The sequence below is a fragment of the Sphingomonas sp. PvP056 genome, from assembly GCF_040549155.1.
GTDB lineage: Bacteria > Pseudomonadota > Alphaproteobacteria > Sphingomonadales > Sphingomonadaceae > Sphingomonas.
In genome coordinates this window covers 466,601-483,865 of sequence record NZ_JBEPST010000003.1, presented here as the reverse complement: position 1 = coordinate 483,865, position 17,265 = coordinate 466,601, and the positions used below count along the sequence as shown (strand labels likewise).

At 65.8% G+C, this 17,265-nt stretch carries 13 protein-coding genes; 5 read left to right on the top strand and 8 right to left on the bottom strand.

Translation table 11 applies throughout. The features are described from left to right. The first annotated feature begins 21 nt into the window (after positions 1–21). Positions 22–120 carry a cytochrome bd-I oxidase subunit CydX gene (gene cydX / locus ABIC17_RS09870; protein ID WP_242140137.1) on the top strand — a complete coding sequence of 33 codons (99 nt, stop codon included), beginning with the start codon at positions 22–24 and terminating at the stop codon, positions 118–120. 86 nt (positions 121–206) lie between these two features. Here cydX and ABIC17_RS09865 read toward each other — a convergent pair whose 3' ends face one another. Together ABIC17_RS09865 and ABIC17_RS09860 are read right to left on the bottom strand one after the other, a co-directional pair. Then, positions 207–329 carry a hypothetical protein gene (locus ABIC17_RS09865; protein WP_354281388.1) on the bottom strand — a complete coding sequence of 41 codons (123 nt, stop codon included), beginning with the start codon at positions 327–329 and terminating at the stop codon, positions 207–209. Positions 330–457: 128 nt separating this feature from the next. Further along, positions 458–1,114 (bottom strand): OmpW/AlkL family protein, encoded by a 657-nt coding sequence (locus ABIC17_RS09860; RefSeq protein ID WP_354281386.1) that lies wholly within the window; start codon positions 1,112–1,114, stop codon positions 458–460. Positions 1,115–1,258: 144 nt separating this feature from the next. On the opposite strand from ABIC17_RS09860, the gene ABIC17_RS09855 reads away from it, so the two are divergent. The 4 genes from ABIC17_RS09855 to ABIC17_RS09840 all read left to right on the top strand — a co-directional run bounded on the left by ABIC17_RS09855 (position 1,259) and on the right by ABIC17_RS09840 (position 4,781). After that, positions 1,259–1,972: a Crp/Fnr family transcriptional regulator gene (locus ABIC17_RS09855; protein ID WP_354281385.1), complete on the top strand. Its 714-nt coding sequence runs from the start codon at positions 1,259–1,261 to the stop codon at positions 1,970–1,972. An 81-nt stretch (positions 1,973–2,053) separates the two neighbouring features. Further along, positions 2,054–2,494 (top strand): BLUF domain-containing protein, encoded by a 441-nt coding sequence (locus ABIC17_RS09850; RefSeq protein WP_354281383.1) that lies wholly within the window; start codon positions 2,054–2,056, stop codon positions 2,492–2,494. 189 nt (positions 2,495–2,683) lie between these two features. Beyond that, positions 2,684–4,162 (top strand): PAS domain-containing sensor histidine kinase, encoded by a 1,479-nt coding sequence (locus ABIC17_RS09845; RefSeq protein ID WP_354281381.1) that lies wholly within the window; start codon positions 2,684–2,686, stop codon positions 4,160–4,162. Continuing rightward, a complete protein-coding gene (locus ABIC17_RS09840) occupies positions 4,155–4,781 on the top strand; it encodes a response regulator transcription factor (RefSeq protein ID WP_354281379.1) in 627 nt (208 codons plus the stop codon). The genes ABIC17_RS09845 and ABIC17_RS09840 overlap by 8 nt, the downstream gene beginning before the upstream one ends. Before the next feature lie 322 nt (positions 4,782–5,103). Here the strand turns inward: ABIC17_RS09840 and ABIC17_RS09835 are convergent, their stop codons facing one another. From ABIC17_RS09835 to ABIC17_RS09810, 6 genes are all read right to left on the bottom strand, one after another. After that, positions 5,104–7,593 carry a TIM-barrel domain-containing protein gene (locus ABIC17_RS09835; protein WP_354281377.1) on the bottom strand — a complete coding sequence of 830 codons (2,490 nt, stop codon included), beginning with the start codon at positions 7,591–7,593 and terminating at the stop codon, positions 5,104–5,106. 10 nt (positions 7,594–7,603) lie between these two features. Continuing rightward, positions 7,604–9,133 carry a tryptophan halogenase family protein gene (locus ABIC17_RS09830; RefSeq protein ID WP_354281375.1) on the bottom strand — a complete coding sequence of 510 codons (1,530 nt, stop codon included), beginning with the start codon at positions 9,131–9,133 and terminating at the stop codon, positions 7,604–7,606. Then, complete coding sequence (locus ABIC17_RS09825) at positions 9,130–10,746, bottom strand: alpha-glucosidase (protein WP_354281373.1); 1,617 nt, start codon at positions 10,744–10,746, stop codon at positions 9,130–9,132. Before ABIC17_RS09825 ends, ABIC17_RS09830 begins: the two co-directional genes overlap by 4 nt. Positions 10,747–10,751: 5 nt before the next feature. Beyond that, positions 10,752–12,587, bottom strand: coding sequence for an alpha-amylase family glycosyl hydrolase (locus tag ABIC17_RS09820; RefSeq protein WP_354281371.1), 1,836 nt, complete (start codon positions 12,585–12,587; stop codon positions 10,752–10,754). After that, on the bottom strand, positions 12,584–14,110 hold the full coding sequence (locus ABIC17_RS09815) for a tryptophan halogenase family protein (RefSeq protein WP_354281369.1): 1,527 nt from the start codon (positions 14,108–14,110) through the stop codon (positions 12,584–12,586). The genes ABIC17_RS09820 and ABIC17_RS09815 overlap by 4 nt, the downstream gene beginning before the upstream one ends. Before the next feature lie 81 nt (positions 14,111–14,191). Continuing rightward, positions 14,192–17,152 (bottom strand): TonB-dependent receptor, encoded by a 2,961-nt coding sequence (locus ABIC17_RS09810; protein ID WP_354281367.1) that lies wholly within the window; start codon positions 17,150–17,152, stop codon positions 14,192–14,194. Between the last annotated feature and the right edge of the window lie 113 nt (positions 17,153–17,265).

Here is a 17,265-nt window from a genome sequence, read left to right as displayed (position 1 = left end):
CCCCCGCACGAGGAGAATGACATGTGGTATTTCAGCTGGGTTCTGGGCCTCGGCCTCGCGGTCGCCTTCGGGATTCTCAACGGCCTGTGGCACGAACTGGAGTTGCCTGCCGACGATTGAGCAAGCGCAATCTGCCGATACCAAAACGGCCGCTCCGGGAAACCGGAGCGGCCGTTTTGGTGTGTGGCGAGGATCGGTTGGGGGGCTCAGTGCGCCTCGGGTGGCTGCCGCGGGTCGCGGTCGGTGAGGGCGGCCCACATCAGCACCAGCGTGAACCCTGCCATCGCGGCGATCACGAGATAGAGAAACCAGTCGTTGTCGTGCGGCATCGTCCTGCTCCTTGGGGTACAGCCAAATGTCGCATGGATCGCGCCGCCGAGGTTTGACGCACGTCAAACCGCACGACCGAGGTCGTGCGGTTTCCTTGAGTGTCACGCGTGCTTGGCAAGCGGTCGGATCAGAGGCGGATCCCCAGCCCGATCCCCGCAACGATCGGGTCGATATGGACCCGCGACTGGTTGAGCGCGGCCCCGGTGGTGAGCCGTGCCGTGCTGTCGATGTCGATATACTTCACGTCGAGATTGACGAACACGCGCTTCGACACGTCGACGTCGATCCCCGCCTGCAACGCGTAACCGACGCTGTCCTTCAAATGCACCTTGGTCGGCCCGATCGCCTTCACCAGCGAGTCGCTCGCCTTGGCGTTGTAGAAGATCGTGTAGTTGATCCCGGCACCGAGATAGGGGCGGACATGCCCCTTGGGTGCGAAATGATATTGCAGCGTCAGCGTCGGCGGCAGCACCCACGTGCTCGCGACCTTGTCGAGCGCAGCGATCGTCCCGCGTCCGGCAACGTCGTGCTTGGTCGTCGCGAGGATCAGCTCGGTCCCGATATGATTGGTCAGCATGTAGGTGAAGTCGACCTCGGGGGCGTAACTGTTGTCGACCCCCAGTTTGCTGCCCGGAAAGCCCGGCGTCACGGGACCACTGCTCTCGTTGGGCGCGACCAGAATGGCACGCGCGCGGACGAGCACGTCGCCCTTGGCGATCTGTGCCTGCGCGGGGAAGGCAAGCGCGGTGCTGAGTGCCGCGCCGATGATCAAAGTAAGCCGCATGATGTTCCTCCGATGTTCGTACCGGGAACCGCCTAGCGGGAGGATGCCGTCGTCGATTTGCGCACCGACAAGCGCAGTCCTACGTAAGATTACGGCGATCGTTGCGGGGCCGATGGTCTTATCGTGTGGGCGGAAGGGACGCTCATGCAACTTCAATCCCCACGCGATGACATGGACGCGGCCATGTCGTGCAACACGTGCCCGGTTGCGGACCCCGCGATCTGCGCGCACCTGCCGCCGTCGCAGCGGATCGCACTCGCCGCATTGCGCCGGACCGAGACGCTGCGCGCCGGCGAAACCTTCGCCTGGGAAGGGGCGGACTCGGTGGTCGTCGCAACCATCCGGGCTGGGGTGTTCAAACGCAGCCTGATGCTGTCCGACGGACGCGAACAGTTGGTCGGGCTGGCGTTTCCGGGCGACATGGCCGGTCGGCTGTTCGGCCCCGTCTGCGACCATAGCCTCACCGCGATCACCGATGCGGTGCTGTGCGTCTTCCCGCGCGCCGCGTTCGAACGGCTTGCGGCCACGACCCCGGAACTCGAGCACGCCCTGCTCGTCCAGGCACTGGCGGACCTGTCGCGCGCGCAACGGCAGATGCTGATGCTGGCGCGGCTGTCCGCGCCGCAACGCGTCGCCACCTTCCTGCTCGAACTCGCCGAGCGAAGCCGACCCGACGCCGCCGGACGGATCGCGATCCCGCTCAGCCGGCAGCAGTTGGGCGATCTGCTCGGACTGTCGATCGAGACGGTCAGCCGCAAATTGCGCGACTTCGAACGCTCGGGGCATATCGCGCTTCCCGACTATCGCTCGTTGGTCGTGCGCGACGGACCCGGTCTTGCCGCGCTTGCGGCGGCGTAGCGCCGACCCTCGGGAAAGTTCGTATGGCGCACGGGCGCGGGACGATCGACGATGCGGGAAACCTCGATCGACGGCCGACCCATGCATCATTCCATCGTTTATCTCAGTACGCCGACATTCACCCCCGAACAGGCCGCCAGTACCGTTCGCGCGATCGTCGGCGAGGCGCGAGAGCGTAACGCGACGTTCGGCATCACCGGCACGCTGATCGCAACCGAACATCATTTCGCGCAGGTGATCGAGGGGCGGCGCGAGGCGATCGACCCGCTGATGGCGAACATCTTGCGCGATCCGCGCCATAGCGACGTGACGATCCTGCGGCACGAAACCATTGCCCCGCGGCGCTTCACCGGCTGGTCGCTCGCCTATCAGGGGCGCTCGGCCTATTTCGAGAGCTTCATCCGGGTACTCGCCTCGGCCAGCGAACCCCAGCCACGCGACGTCGCCCGGCTCGTCGACCTGATGGTCCGGCTTGCGGCACCACATCCACGACAACCTTCGCGCAACCTGGGCTCTGCGTGATACTACGTAGATATCCGGGAACAGGCGTCGCGGTAGAGCCGGGATGCAGTGGGAACGACAATGCCATCCGAAGATCCGTCAAAAGCCGCGAACGCGCGCGTCATTCCTCCCCTCCCTGAAAGGGAGGGGCTGGGGGTGGGCTCGCATGGGGAGAGCGCGGCGTCCGTCACCAGCACCAGCGCCAACACCATGTCTGCTTTGCCCAGCCTGATCGCCGCACTGCCCGATCATGCCATCGTGCGACTGGATCACGCGGGGCACGTCAATGGGTGGAGTGCTGCCGCAGATCGCCTGTTCGGCTGGACGTTCGAGCAAATCGACGGCGAAACCGTCGAGCGGTTGCTCGCCCCCAGCGCGGGCGCTGCCATGCGCAATCACCTCACCGCCATGCCCGCGACCGAGCGCAAGACCGCGGACGACCTCTGCCGCCACAAGACCGGCAGCCTGTTCCGCGCGACGACCGCACTGACCGCGATCGCCGGCACGGACGGCTCGGTCGACGGCTTCTGGCTGGTGGTCCGCGACGTGACCGCGGAGCGTGCGTCCGCCAGTTCGATCGAGGCGAGCGCGATCCTGCTCAATTCGATCCTAGAGACTGTCCCCGATGCGATGATCGTGATCGACGACCACGGCGTGATCCAGTCGTTCAGCGCCGCCGCGGAGCGGCTGTTCGGTTATGGCGAGCACGAGGTGATCGGCCGGAACGTCTCGATGCTGATGACGACGCCGGACCGCGAAGCCCATGACCGGTATCTGTCTCGCTATCTCGATACGGGGGAGCGCCGTATCATCGGCAAGGCGCGCCGCGTCATCGGGTTGCGCAAGGACGGAACGACCTTCGCACACGAACTCGCGATCGGCGAAGCGCGCGGGCGCGGGCGGCGGGTGTTTACCGGGTTCATCCGCGATCTCACCGAACGCGAGAGCGCCGCCGCCCAACTCGTCGAACTCCAGTCCGAACTGCTCCACATTTCGCGCGTCACCGCGATGGGGACGATGGCGTCGACGCTGGCGCATGAACTCAACCAGCCGGTCACCGCGGTCGCCAATTACGTCGAGACGTCGCTCGCGCTGCTGCAGGAGGGCGCACCGGGCAGCGCTGCGATTGTCGAGGAAGCGCTTGCCGAAGCCGCTGCGGAAGCGCTTCGCGCCGGGAAGATCGTGCGTCGGCTGCGCGATTTCGTCGCCCGCGGCGAACTCGACAAGTCGGTCGAGACGGTCGGCGATATCGTCGACGATGCGTGCGCGCTGGGGCGCGTCGGCGCGGCGACCCCCACGATCCGGATCGATCGCGCGATCGATCCGGCGACCGGACCAGTGCTGGTCGATCGGGTCCAGATCCAGCAAGTGCTGATCAACCTGTTGCGCAATGCGGTCGAGGCAATCCCGGCCGACCCCGGCGGGATCGTCCGCGTCTCGGCGCGGCGGCAGGGCGACTTCGCGCAGGTCACCGTTACCGACAGCGGTACCGGGCTCGATCCGGCGATCGTCGGCAACATGTTCGGGGCCTTCGCCAGCACCAAGCGCGACGGGATGGGGCTTGGCCTGTCGATCTGCCGGACGATCATCGAGGCGCATGGCGGGCGGATCTGGGCGGAATCCCGTCCGGTCGGCACCGCCTTCCACTTCACCATCCCGCTCGCACAGCCGGAGGCCCGCGATGACTGAACGACCCGTGGTCCACATCGTCGACGACGAGGAAGCGATCCGCAAGTCCGCGGGCTTCATGCTGCGCACCGCGGGCTATGCGGTGCATACCTGGCCGAGCGGGGTCGCGTTCCTCAAGGAAGCGCGTCATGCCCCGATGGGGTGCATCCTGCTGGACGTGCGCATGCCCGAGATGGACGGGCTGGAGGTCCAGGCGGCGCTGGCAGAGCGCGGGATCGCGATGCCCGTCATCATCCTGACCGGGCACGGCGACGTCGGCACCGCGGTCCGCGCGATGAAGGGCGGGGCGGTCGATTTCCTCGAGAAGCCGTTCGAACGCGCGGTCCTGCTCGGGATGGTCGAGGCGGCGATCGGGCGGATCGAGGACGCCGACCGCCACGCCGCCGAAGCGGATGCGGCGCGCGTACGGATCGCCGCGTTGACGCCACGCGAACGCGACGTGCTGCAGCAACTCGCGCACGGCCTGCCCAACAAGACGATCGCGTTCGATTTCGGCATCAGCCCGCGCACCGTCGAGGTCCACCGCGCCAATCTGATGGCGAAGCTCGACGTGCCGAGCTTCCCCGACGCGCTGCGGATCGCCTTCGCGGCAGGGCTGGGGCCGCAATCGGGGGAGTAGGGGCTTCCGTGCGGCTGCGGAGGGAGGAGCAGGCACTCCGCGCCCCAAAAGCTGCCGTCATGCTGAACTTGTTTCAGCATCCACCGCGCAACAGGCATAGTCCGGATTCGCGGAGGGCTGGATCCTGAAACAAGTTCAGGATGACGGACGGTTTTGTAGAACTCACGCTTTATCAGGAACACCGAAGGTGTTCATCAACTATCCTGCAAACCGCCGTTCCGCTATGGTTGGACCCGCGCTTCGCCAGGACAAAACCACCCCTATCCCGAACGGACAGGCGCGGTTTCGCAACGCGTTTCCGCTTAACCTCCCACGCCCCGACCTACCTTGCCACCACGATCGTTGACGCCTTGACCGGTGCCGCCATCGTGAACGTCACGGTCTGCCCCGCGCTATCGACCATGCTCGCTACCCGCTTGCCGTTCACCGTCGCGGTCGCAGCCGTCGACCACCCATGAACCGTCACGGTGACTTGCGACCACCACGGCTTGAAGCTCCCCTCGCGCGTGTCGAACGCGATCGACAGCCCGTTCGGCGTCATCGCGCATGTCACCTTCTGCCGCAGGAACCCGCGGCGCTGATAGGCCAGCGTCGTGCCGTCATCCTCGTACAGCGTGCCGACGCACTCCGCGCCCGGATAGACGTCGAGCATCAGCGGCCCCGAAGGCGTCTGCGCAGTGCTCTGAACGAGCGGCTGGCGCGGAAGGATGGTGCCTGCTCGGACGAACACCGGCAAGCGATCGAGCCGCGGCGTCTCGCTGACGCGGTCGCCGTTGCTGCGTGCGGTCGGGACGGCCTGTGTCGCCGACTGGATCGGGCCTTGCGTGGTCGGCTCGGGCGTGCCGGTGCGCAAGCCGGTCCAGTAATCATACCAGCCCCCGGCGGGCAGGCAGACGTCATAGGTCTGCGGCGATTCCGGGCTGGGCGGCGGCGCGATCAGCAGCGCCTTGCCGAGCGTGAACGCCATCGACTGGTTGCAGCTGGCCGACGCGGCACTTGGGTAATCGTAGAACACCGGGCGCATGATCGGGTCGCCCAACCGGCTGTTCTGGTCCGCCAGCGCGTAGAAATACGGCATCAGCCGATAGCGTTCCTCGACGAAGCGGCGGCGGATCGCGAGATGGTCGGGGCCGTCGACCCACGGCTCGACCCGCGGCGTGCCGGTCGCCGAGTGATCGCGGAAGACGGGCGTGAACGCACCGATCTCGAACCAGCGCGTCAGCAGATCGGGGCTCGGCCCGCCCGCGAACCCGCTGACGTCGGCGGCGCTATAGGCGAAGCCCGACAGGCCGAGATTGATGATCTGGTGGACCGACAGCTTGAGGTGATCCCAGGTCGCGAGATTGTCGCCGGTCCAGGTCACCGAATAGCGCTGCCCGCCCGCATAGCTCGCGCGCGTCATCACGAACGGGCGCTCGTTGGGGCGGAGCGCGAGCAGCCCGTCATAGGTCGCCCGCGTGTTCTGCATCCCGTAGACATTGTGGATCTCGCGGTGATCGCCGGTGCGGGGCGCGAAGTCGTCGCTGTCGATGCGATGGACCGTATCGAGCGGCATCGTCTTGGTCGGCGTATTGAAGATCGCCGGCTCGTTCATGTCGTTCCAGAAGCCCGCAACGCCCGCGTCGAGGAACCCCTTGTACAGCGTTCCCCACCAGGTCCGCGCCTTGGTCGTGGTAAAGTCGGGGAAGACCGAATCCCCCGGCCACACCGGCGCGACATAGTCGCTGCCGTCAGGGTTCTTGACGAACGCGTCGATCCGCTTGCCGGTAGTGTAGGGCGCATAGCCGGTGTCGGCCTTGGCGATGTGCAGGTCGGTGATCGCGATCAGCTTGATCCCTTCCGCCTTCATGTCCTTCACCAGACCCGGCAGGTCCGGGAACGTCTTCGGGTTGGTCGTGAACGGTCGGTTGCGATCCTGATAATCGATGTCGAGCCAGATCACGTCGGTCGGCACCCGGTCCGCACGCAGGTGCTGCGCAATGTCGCGCACCTCGTCGGCGGACATATAGCTGTAGCGCGACTGCTGATACCCCAGCGCCCATTTCGGCGCGAGCGGCGAACGACCGGTCAGCCCGGCGTAGCGGCGCGTGACCTCGGCAAGACTGGGGCCGTTGACGAAGTAATAATCGATCGGGCCGTCGGGGCCACCGAAGGTCAGCGTCTCGGCATCGCGGTGGCCGAAGTCAAACCAGGTGCGATACGTATTGTCGAGCAACACCCCATAGCTACCCCCCGCGCCGCCCGTGGAGGCGAAGAACGGGATCGACTTGTAGATCGGGTCGTCCCCGCTGGTGAAGCCGAACGCATCGGTATTCCAGTCGACGAATTCCTTCCCGCGCCGGTCCAGCCCGCCGGTCTTGTCGCCGAGGCCGTAGAAATGCTCGGTGACGGGGAGCGTCTTGGCGATCTTGAACGCCTTGCCGTCGATCGCGACGGGCGCTGCCTCGGCGGAGATGATCTTGCCGTCGAGCGTCTCGAACGTCACCGCGCCGCCCGCACCGATGCGGATGCGGAGGTGTGCGGTCGTGAAGCCGTCGGGGGTCGCAGTGACCTTTGCGCGGCTTTTGCGCTGCGCGGGCAAGGCCGCCCAGCTCGCATCCTCGGGATAGACGCCATCGCGCGCGATCCGGACGCGGACGAGGTCGTCCGAGAGCGCGATCAGCTTCATCTTCAGCGCGCCCGCGGTGACCTCGACGCCGTCATTCTGTGCGGCCAGCGTGGGGGCGGGAGCGGCGGTCTGCGCGTGCGCGACGGTAGCGGTCAGCGGCAGCGCGACGGACGCGAGCAGCAGCGCGAGGGGGAGGCGTTTCATCAAAGGTCTTTCAGGTAATTGGCCGGGGGAGGCAGGTCTGGTGGGGCGGAAAATTGAGCGCGCATCGGCGCAGGAAATCGTCGATTCGGTCCATGTCGATCCGGTCGATATCGGGGCCGGGCGGGACCAGCCGCGCATCGTCGGGAAAGGTGCCGTAGCCCGCGAACAGGCAATGCCAGCTGATCGCGTTATAGTAGCGCGCGATGTCGAGCCGATCGATCTCGGCGACGAGGTCCGCGCCGGTGAACCAGGCGGACATCAAACGTTTAAGCGTATCCGACGGCTCGACCTTGCGGGCTGCCGCCCAATAGCCGTGGGGATCGGCATGGCGCTGGTTGAGCCGGTAATGCGCAACGATGTAATCGCGCACGCCGTCATACCGCGCCGCGATCCGCGCGTTGAAGGGCACGCGGGCGGCTTGGGTGAAGCCATCCGCATCGACCGCGTCGAGGAAGGCTTCCACCGTCGCAATCACCAAATGCAGCGCGGTCGCCTCGAGCGGTTCGAGGAACCCTTGCGCAAGCCCGACCGCCAGCGCGTTGTACGACCAGCTTTCCGCGACCCGCCCGACGCGCATATTCAAATGCCGCGCGGTGCCCGCCGCGCCAACCCCAAGATGCGCGCGCAGTTCGGCCTCGGCCTGTTGCGGCGTCAGATGGCGGCTGGAATAGACATAGCCGTTGCCGGTGCGGCTGGTGAGCGGGATGTCCCACGCCCATCCCGCCGACAACGCCGTGGCGCGGGTCTGGCTCGGCAGCGGTTTGGACGGATCGCGTGGCGTGGGGAGGACCACCGCGCGATCGTTGAACAGGCTGTCGGCATAACTGACGAAGCGCACGCCGAGTGTCTGCTCGAACAGCACGCTGCGAAACCCGCTGCTGTCGATGAAGAGGTCGCCCGTGATGCTTGCCCCGTCGTCACATAGCAGCGCGGCAATCCCGCCATCCGTGCGCCGGTCCACCCGCGTCACGCGCCGCTGAAGATGCGTCACGCCGAGTTTGCCAACCGCGTGCTGCGCGAGAAACGCGCCGACCTTATACGCATCGAAATGATAGCCGTAACTGACCTCGAACGGAAAGCGCTCGTCACCCTGCGGCGCACACGCGTCTGCCGCAAGTCGCGCGGGGAGGAGGAAGCGGTCGGGATGCGCGACGACGTCACGCCCCGTGCGACGCGCGCGCGTATTGTAGAAGAACGAGCCCGCCGTATGGCTGTCGAGCGCGGTCGGGAAGGGGTGGAAATACCGCTCGAACCCCGCCCGATCCGACCAGCCCGCGAAGTCGATCCCGAGCTTGTAGGTTGCATCGCAGGCGGGCATCCATTCCGCCTCATCCACCCCGATCGTTTCGAAGAACGCCCTCAATTGCGGGGTCGAGCCTTCGCCCACCCCGACGATCCCGATCTCGGGGCTTTCGGCCAAAGTCACGTGCGCATTGGGCCAGCGATGCGCGATCAGGCATGCCGCGATCCAGCCAGCCGTGCCCCCGCCGAGGATCACGATCGCCTTCGCGTCGCGTCGGTCCCCGGCTGGCGACGTCACCGGCGCAGCACCATCGCAGCGAACGGAGCAAGGCTGTCGATCGCGTCCTGCGTGCCGATCAGGACGGACCCGTCGTGGCTGACCCCTTCGGGCCAGGCGTGCGCGGTATCGCCGAAGTTGAACACGCACAGCAAGCGTTCGCCGTCGCCCTCGCGTTCGAACGCGAGGAGCGCGTCGTCATTGTACAGCATGCGCAGATCGCCGTTGCGCAAAGCGCGGTACGCGTTGCGGGTCGCGACCACGCGGCGCGTCCAGTTGAGCAACGACCCCGCGTCCGCATCCTGCACGTCGATCGCGAGGGCTGCGTGATCGCCGCCGAACGGAAGCCACGGCGTCTCGCTCCCGAACCCCAGGTCGGGCGCGTTGCCGACCCACGGCATCGGCGTCCGCGCGCCATCGCGCGACAAGGTCATCGGCCAGTTGGCGATTGCCTCCGGATCGAGCAGATCCTCGAACGCGATGTCGACCTGGGTCAGCCCGAGTTCCTCGCCCTGATACAGGAAGATGTTGCCGCGCAGGCACGCCAGCAGCAGCAGCTTCATCCGCGCAAACGCGTTCGCATGCTCGGGCGTCGTCCAGCGCGACACCGCGCGTGGCGCATCGTGATTCTCGAACGCCCAGCTCGGCCAGCCGATCGTCGGATCATTGGGCCAGCGCGCGAGCGAATCCGCGACGAGATCGGGCGTCAACGCATCGGCATAAAGGAAGTCGAAGCTGTACGCGCTGTCGAGCCGCTTGCCGCCCGCCGTGAACAGCTTCATCTCGCGGTCGCTATCCTCGCCACCGATCTCTGCGACGGTGAAGCCAGCGCCATAGGAGTCGGTCAGCGCCCGGATCCGTTCGAGGAACGCCGGAATATCGGCATGGCTCTGATTGTGCAGCTTGAGCTGGAAATCAAACGAGCGTGTTCGCGCGCGGTTGGTCGCCGGGGCAGGCGGGTTGTCCGTCAACGCCGGGTTGTGCATCGCGAAGTTGATCGCATCCAGCCGGAAGCCGTCCACCCCGCGATCGAGCCAGAAGCGCGCGGTATCGAGCAGTTCCTGCTGCACCGCCGGATTGTGCCCGTTGAGCTGCGGCTGCTCCTTCAGGAAGTTATGCAGATAATATTGCTGGCGGCGCGCGTCCCATGTCCACGCCGGGCCGCCGAACACCGATTGCCAGTTGGACGGCGGGCTGCCGTCGGGCTTGGCGTCGGCCCAGACATACCAGTCCGCCTTGTCGCCCGACCGGCTCGCGCGGCTTTCCTGAAACCAGGGGTGATCGTCCGACGTGTGCGAATAGACCTGATCGATGATGATCCGCAGCCCGAGCTCGTGCGCCCGCGCGATCAGCGCGTCGAAATCGTCGAGCGTGCCGAAGATCGGGTCGACGTCGCGGTAATCCGCCACGTCATACCCGAAGTCCTTCATCGGCGAGGTAAAGAACGGCGACAGCCACACCGCATCCATCCCGAGCGATGCGACATGGTCGAGGTGCGCGGTGATACCGGCGAGGTCGCCGATCCCGTCGCCGTTGGAATCGGCAAAGCTGCGCGGATAGATTTGATAGATGGCGGCGCCCTTCCACCACGGATCGGTGGCGGACGGGTCGGGCTGGACGATAGCGGCGGTCATGAGGCTCATTTGCTGGGGAGGCGGGCAGGGGCGGCGGCGCAGATCGCGTAGCCGAGCGGTGGGAGCGTTATCATCAGCGAACCGGGCGCGGTCACGCGGGCGGGGCAGCTTCCGGCGAGCGTCGCGAAGCCGGCGGATTGCGCGCCGACTTCGACGTTCGCGGTGACGGGCTGGCTGGACGTATTGAGCGCGACGAGGATCTCTTTCCCGTCATCGTCTCCGCGCGTGAAGGCGAGCAGACCGGGCTTGTCCGATGCCGCACGGACGACGGTGCGACCGTGACGAAGTTGCGGATGATCGCGGCGGATCTGCGAAAGCTTCGCGATCGTCTGGAAGATCGGATTGTCCGTCCCGAAATGCTCGGTCGCGGTGGTGGTGGTCGTGCCGATCAGCCGGTTGTCGTTATAGGTCTCGACCTTGCTGGCGAACATGTCCTCGCGCGAGTCCTGGTCGCCGCCATGGCCGGTAAAGCCCTGCTCGTCGCCCGAATAGATCGTCGGCACGCCCCGCGCCGACAGCAGCAGGACATGCGCGAGCGTCATCCGCTGAAGCCGCTCGGCCTCGGTCGCCTTGGGCCACGCCTCATCGAGCATATGCCCCATCCGCCCCATGTCGTGATTGCCGAGGAACGTCGGCAACCGCAGTGCGGTCGCATCGCCGCCTTCGTACAGCACGTCGCCGTCGATCAGCTTGGCGAACACGTCGGTCCCGGTCTTGCCGCTGAGCATCCCGCGCGCCGCCGCCTGGAACGAGAAGTCGAGCACTTCGGGATATTTGTCACGCCGCGTGAACTGCGCGGTGTAACCCGGGTCGACCGCTTCCGAATAGACTTCGCCGAAGATCGGGAAGTTGGGGATGCCGCGCGCGGCGGCACGCGATTGCATCGCGGGAACGAACGCTTGCCAGAATTCGGGGTTCACGTGGCGCGCGGTGTCGATGCGGAAGCCGTCGACGCCGAACCGGTCGATCCAGCTGCCGTAGATGCTGATGAACCCGGCGATCACGCGCGGATCCTCGGTCATTAGATCGTCGAGCCCGGCGAAATCGCCGTAGCGCGCGGACTCACCCGAGAAGGTCGTATCCCCGCGGTTATGGTAATATTTCGGGTCGTTGAGCCACGCGGGCACCTTCACGCTCGCTTCCGCTGCGGGCACGAACGGCGTGTAGGCATAGGCCGGGTCGGTCAGCTTCGCGAAATTCGCGGGTGTCTGGACCGCATCGCCCGTGAACCCGGGGTTGATGGGCTTGCCGTTCACGCCGCCACGCCGCTGATAGGGATAGTCGCCCTTGCTGCGATACGTGCACGGCTTGTTCGTGCATTCGCGGTACTGGATCACGTCCGCCGTGTGGTTGGCGATGATGTCCATATAGACCTTCATACCGCGCGCATGTGCCGCGTCGACGAACGCGGCGAACTCGGCGTCGCTGCCGAAATGCGGATCGACCTTGGTGAAGTCGGTGATCCAATAGCCGTGATAGCCCGCGCTCTCATGGCCTTTGCCGCCCTGGACCGCCTTGTTCTTGATGATCGGCGCGACCCAGATCGCGGTGACGCCAAGCGACTGGATGTAATCGAGCCGCTGCATCAACCCCTTGAGGTCGCCGCCGTGGTAGAAACCCTTGGACGTCGGATCATAGCCGGTGGTCAGTCGGTCGCCGTTCAACCCGCCCTTGTCGTTGGACGGATCGCCATTCTCGAACCGGTCGGGCAGGACGAAGTAGATCACCTCGTCCTCGGCCTTGCGGGCTCGGACCTGTTCGATCGGGACCGCGGCAGGAACAGCCGCGGGCGCGGCGGCCTGGCCTCCGAGCGCGAGCAGCAATGCCATCGTGATGCTCATGCCGTCACCGGCCCAGTAACGGGAGCGGGCGCGGCGCAGTGGCGCGCGATGAAATCGGCATGGCTTGGCATCTGGGCAACCTCACGGGCGTTGAGCTGGTCGATCGTATCGAGAAATTCCGCGAGATCCGTCGCCGGGATCGCATCGGCGAGCGGATGGTATCCGGCGGGCATCACGCCTTGCCCGGCGAGCACCTGGAACCAGCCGACTTCGGTGAAGAGTTCCTCATGCTCGCGCGTGATGTGGCCGTTGCCGCGCCACAGCGCGAGCTTGGCGGAGAGCGTTTCGGGCAGCGCCTGTTCGCGGCACATCTTCCAGAACGGCTCGCTCCGGTCGTTCGCGTGATAGTGCAGGATGATGAAGTCGCGGATCCGTTCGTATTCGAAATCGCTTTGGCGATTGAACTCGACGCGGTCCGCCTCGGCGATCGTGCGCCCAGGGAGCAGCTTCATCAGCCGTGCGATCGCCGACTGGATCATATGGATGCTGGTGGATTCGAGCGGTTCGAGGAACCCGCCCGACAGCCCGATCGCAACGACGTTGCGGTTCCACATCTTGCGCCGCTTGCCGGTCGTGAACTGGATCGGACGCGGATCTGCGAGCGCTTCCCCGTCGAGCCCGGCAAGCAAGGTCGCCGTCGCCTCGTCGTCGCTCAGATGCTGCGAGGAATAGACCAGCCCGTTGCCGGTGCGATGCTGCAACGGAATGCGCCACTGCCAGCCCGCCGCCTTGGCGGTTGAGCGAGTGTAAGGCGTGAACGCGGCACTGCGCTCGGATGGCACCGCGATCGCACGGTTCGCGGGGAGCCAGTGCGTCCAGTCGTCATAGCCGGTCTTGAGCGTCTGCTCGATCAGCAGTCCGCGAAAGCCGGTGCAGTCGATGTAGAGATCCGCCGATAGCGTCGTGCCGTTTTCGAGCACGACAGCGGAGACGTCGCCGCCCGAATCCTGTTCGACGCGCGCGACCTTGCCCTCGATCCGGTTAATCCCGCGCGTCTCGCTGTAGCGCCGCAAATGCCGCGCATAGAGCCCGGCGTCGAAGTGAAACGCGGACGGCATGTCGGGGAGCACTCGCGCGGTCCGCGCCGGGCCACGCTGCATCCGGTCCGCCAGAGCGGCCTGATTGTTGAGCGAATAGGCGGTCAGGTCCTTGGCAGTGCCAAGCGCCTTCGCCCGCAGCCAATATTGGTGGAACGGCAGCAGCCCGACATCGCGCCCGACATCGCCGAACGCATGCATGTAGCGATGCCCCGGCCGCAGCCAGTCGACAAATTCGATCCCGAGCTTGTACGTCCCCTGCGTCGCGCGGAGGAACGCGTCTTCGTCGAGCCCGAGCGCATCGTTGAACAGCCGGATCTGCGGGATCGTCGCTTCGCCGACGCCGACCGTGCCGATTTCGTCGGACTCGATAAGGTCGATTTCGAACCCGACCTCGAGGAAGCGGGCGAAGGTCGCCGCGGTCATCCATCCGGCAGTCCCGCCACCGACGATGACGATCCTGATCGGTTCAGGCTGCTGAGTCATGGTCGACGTCCCCGCTATTACACGAACAGACAGCAGATCGGCTGGCGACGAAACAGGTTCGTCGCCAGCCGTCGGCTACGTTCAGAACTTGTAGGTGACGCCCACATAATAGTCGCGACCGTAACGCTGGTAATCGATCACCTGGCGCGGATCGTCGTTCTGGTAGGTCACGAACGGACGATCGGTCAGGTTCTTCGCCTGTGCCAGGATCGCGAAGTTCTTGAGCGGTCCGCTCTGGAACTCATACCCGATCTGCGCATCGAGGATCGCCTCGGCCCGCGCCGTCCGGTACGTCGGGTTCGCCGACAGGCCGGCCACTTCGGCAAGGAAGCTCGAGCGGTAGCGATAGTTCGCGCGCGCCTGGAACCCGTGCTTCTCGAAGTAGATCGTCCCGCTGCCGGTCCACGCCGACAGTCCGGGCAGGGTGATCGCCTGGGTCGGATTGCTCGCGTACTTGATCGTCGACTCGGTATAGTTGCCGCTTGCGAAGACGCCGAACCCGTCGAGGAAGGACGTGATCGCCTTGAACGGCAGCGACAGCGTCGCTTCGACACCGAGCACTTCGCCGCGTCCGGTATTGGCAGGCGTCGAGACGTTGCCGGTGGTCTGGCCAGCCGCGATCACCTGCGCCTGCTGCGCGGGCGTCAATGCGGGAAGCAGCCCCGAGAAGTCATACGGCAGCGAGTTGTTCGGATCGACGAAGTCGGTCAGGTGCTTGAAGTAGCCCGACAGCGCGACATAGCCGCCTGCGTTGAAATACTTCTCGAACGACATGTCGATGTTGGTCGACTTGTACGGCTTCAAATTGACGTTGCCGCCGGTCGAGGTGAACACCGGGAACAGGCCGGCGGGCGTCTGGCCGATGTTGGTCAGGTTGATCGCCACGTCCTGCGTGACACGCTCCTGGTCGAGCCGCGGACGGATCATCGTCTGCGATGCGCCCATCTTGACGAAGCCCAGCGGGATCAGTTCGAGCGACATCGTCGCCGAGGGCAGGACGTTGGTGTACTTCACCCCTTGCGACACCGGGGCGATTGTCACCACGCCGTTGACGACACTGGCGATCTGCCCGGTCGAGCTCTGGTCCGAATGAATGACCTGCGTGCCGATCGACCCCTTGAGCGGCTTGTCGCCGACCATCCCGTCGATCGTGACCTTGGCGTAGCCGGTCCAGATCTTCTCGAGCACGACGTTGTCCCGCACCAGCGCGGACGGGCGACCGTCGAACGCCGACTGCAGCGTGTTGTTGTACAGCGACAACGGATCGAGCGTCAGCATCTGCGGAATGCCGAGATAGCCGAGCGCGACGTTGGTCCCGAGCAGCGCGTCCGCGGGGACGGTGCTGCTGAGCGGCGAACCGCTCGCCACGGTGCAGTTCGTGCCACCACCCGGCGGGCACAGGAAGTAGGACGTGTACGCGCTGGTCTTCTTGCGCTGGCTGTAGTTGACGCCGGCTTCCCAACCCTTGACGACGCTGTCCGAGAACTCGCCGTTGAGGTTCGCGCGGAGCGACTTTAGATCGTCCTTGAAGCTCGGCCGGTTGAGGAAGCCCGTCTGGACGACCTGCTGGTTGCCGTTGTTGCCCCATCCTTGCGGATCGGTCAGCTTGAACACGTTGGTGTCGGTATAGTCGAGCGTCGGCGCGAAGGTGTAGGTGCCGTTGCCGTTCTGCTTGACCGTGACGGTGTCGGCAACGCCGGTCTTCGAGAAGCCGGTGCCGGTGTTGGTTTCGAGCAGGAAGTCGGTGCGGTCCGCATGGCTCCAGCTGGCGTCGACGTTGAGGTGGATCGTGTCGGTCAGCTTGAGGTCGTTGTTCCAACCGAGCGAGTAATTGTCCGCCTTGCGCTGGTTATAGTCGTTGCGCTGCACGCCGAAGACGTTGCCGAACGTTGCCTGGGTGGCGAAACCGTTCGCGCTCGTCACGTTCGACACGGTCGTGCCGTTCGCAGTGCCTGCGCTAGCGAGCTGGCCACCGAGCGGGAACTCGATCCCGCGCAGGATCTGCGTTTCCTCGAAATGCGAATACAGCGCGTCGAAGGTCGAATGGAACGTGTCGGACGGCCGCCACTCGATCGTTGCGACGCCGCCGAAGCGCTTCAGCTTGTTCGACTGGACATAGGGCTTCGCGCCGTTGACGAGGAACGGATCGGCATCCGTGCCGGTGCCGCTATAGCCCCACGCGTTGTAGCGCTCGTTCTGCGACGGCGTCTGCGTCGCGGACAGGCCGAGCGCGATCCCCAGCGTGTCGCCCGCGAACTTGTCGACATAGGTCGCCGACGCGCGATAGCCGTAGCGCGTGCCGTCGGGGTTGAGCTTGTCGATCCCGTTCATCTGGCCGCGCGCGCTGACCGCGAGGATGCGCTTGCCCTGGTCGAGCGGGCGCAGCATCCGCAGGTCGACCGTGCCGGCGATACCGGCCGCGATCAGCGAGGCGTCCGCCGACTTGTAGACGTTGACGTTCTTGAAGAATTCCGACGGATATTGGTCGAACTCGACGCCGCGATTGTCCCCCGTCGTGACCTGCTCGCGCCCGTTGAGCAGCGTGGTCGAGAAGTCGGGGCCGAGGCCGCGGATCGACAGGCGCTGGTCGCGGCCCTCGAGCCGCTGCGCGGTGACGCCGGGAAGACGCGCGAGCGAGTCCGCGATCGACACGTCGGGCAGCTTGCCGACGTCCTCGGCGGAAACGGAGTCGACGATCAGTACCGACTGGCGCTTGATCTTCGCCGAGCTGGCAAGACCTGCGCGGATGCCGGTGACGACGATGTTCTCGTCGACGGTCGCGGCAGCAGCTTCGGCCGGGGTCTCGGCGGGCGCGGCGGGTGCCGGCGTCGGCTCGGCCTGGGTCGTCGTCGCCTCGACCTGCGCCTTGGCGGTCGGGTTGGCGTTGGCGGTCGTTGCTGCGTCCTGCGCAAACGCGACGCCTGGCGTAACAAGCGCAGCGGCAAGCGCGATCACGCTCACACGGCGGCCGATCAACGTCTCGGACAGCAGGCGTGCGGGTGCGGTCGCGCTCATGGCGCGGCTCATCGCTTGTTCGGTCATTTGGTGGCGTTCCCTTTCGAGCGGGCCCAGCCCGCAGATCCTCACGTACAGTTTCGTCGACGTCGTGATTCAGCGTCGATTGCCCTGGCGCTGCTATATTTCGAACGGGGAGT

Bases quoted from the DNA above. Each gene is read 5' to 3' on its own strand.
- cydX (WP_242140137.1), top strand. From the start codon at position 22: ATGTGGTATTTCAGCTGGGTTCTGGGCCTCGGCCTCGCGGTCGCCTTC.
- ABIC17_RS09865 (WP_354281388.1), bottom strand. From the start codon at position 329: ATGCCGCACGACAACGACTGGTTTCTCTATCTCGTGATCGCCGCGATG.
- ABIC17_RS09860 (WP_354281386.1), bottom strand. From the start codon at position 1,114: ATGCGGCTTACTTTGATCATCGGCGCGGCACTCAGCACCGCGCTTGCC.
- ABIC17_RS09855 (WP_354281385.1), top strand. From the start codon at position 1,259: ATGCAACTTCAATCCCCACGCGATGACATGGACGCGGCCATGTCGTGC.
- ABIC17_RS09850 (WP_354281383.1), top strand. From the start codon at position 2,054: ATGCATCATTCCATCGTTTATCTCAGTACGCCGACATTCACCCCCGAA.
- ABIC17_RS09845 (WP_354281381.1), top strand. From the start codon at position 2,684: ATGTCTGCTTTGCCCAGCCTGATCGCCGCACTGCCCGATCATGCCATC.
- ABIC17_RS09840 (WP_354281379.1), top strand. From the start codon at position 4,155: ATGACTGAACGACCCGTGGTCCACATCGTCGACGACGAGGAAGCGATC.
- ABIC17_RS09835 (WP_354281377.1), bottom strand. From the start codon at position 7,593: ATGAAACGCCTCCCCCTCGCGCTGCTGCTCGCGTCCGTCGCGCTGCCG.
- ABIC17_RS09825 (WP_354281373.1), bottom strand. From the start codon at position 10,746: ATGACCGCCGCTATCGTCCAGCCCGACCCGTCCGCCACCGATCCGTGG.
- ABIC17_RS09820 (WP_354281371.1), bottom strand. From the start codon at position 12,587: ATGAGCATCACGATGGCATTGCTGCTCGCGCTCGGAGGCCAGGCCGCC.
- ABIC17_RS09815 (WP_354281369.1), bottom strand. From the start codon at position 14,110: ATGACTCAGCAGCCTGAACCGATCAGGATCGTCATCGTCGGTGGCGGG.
- ABIC17_RS09810 (WP_354281367.1), bottom strand. From the start codon at position 17,152: ATGACCGAACAAGCGATGAGCCGCGCCATGAGCGCGACCGCACCCGCA.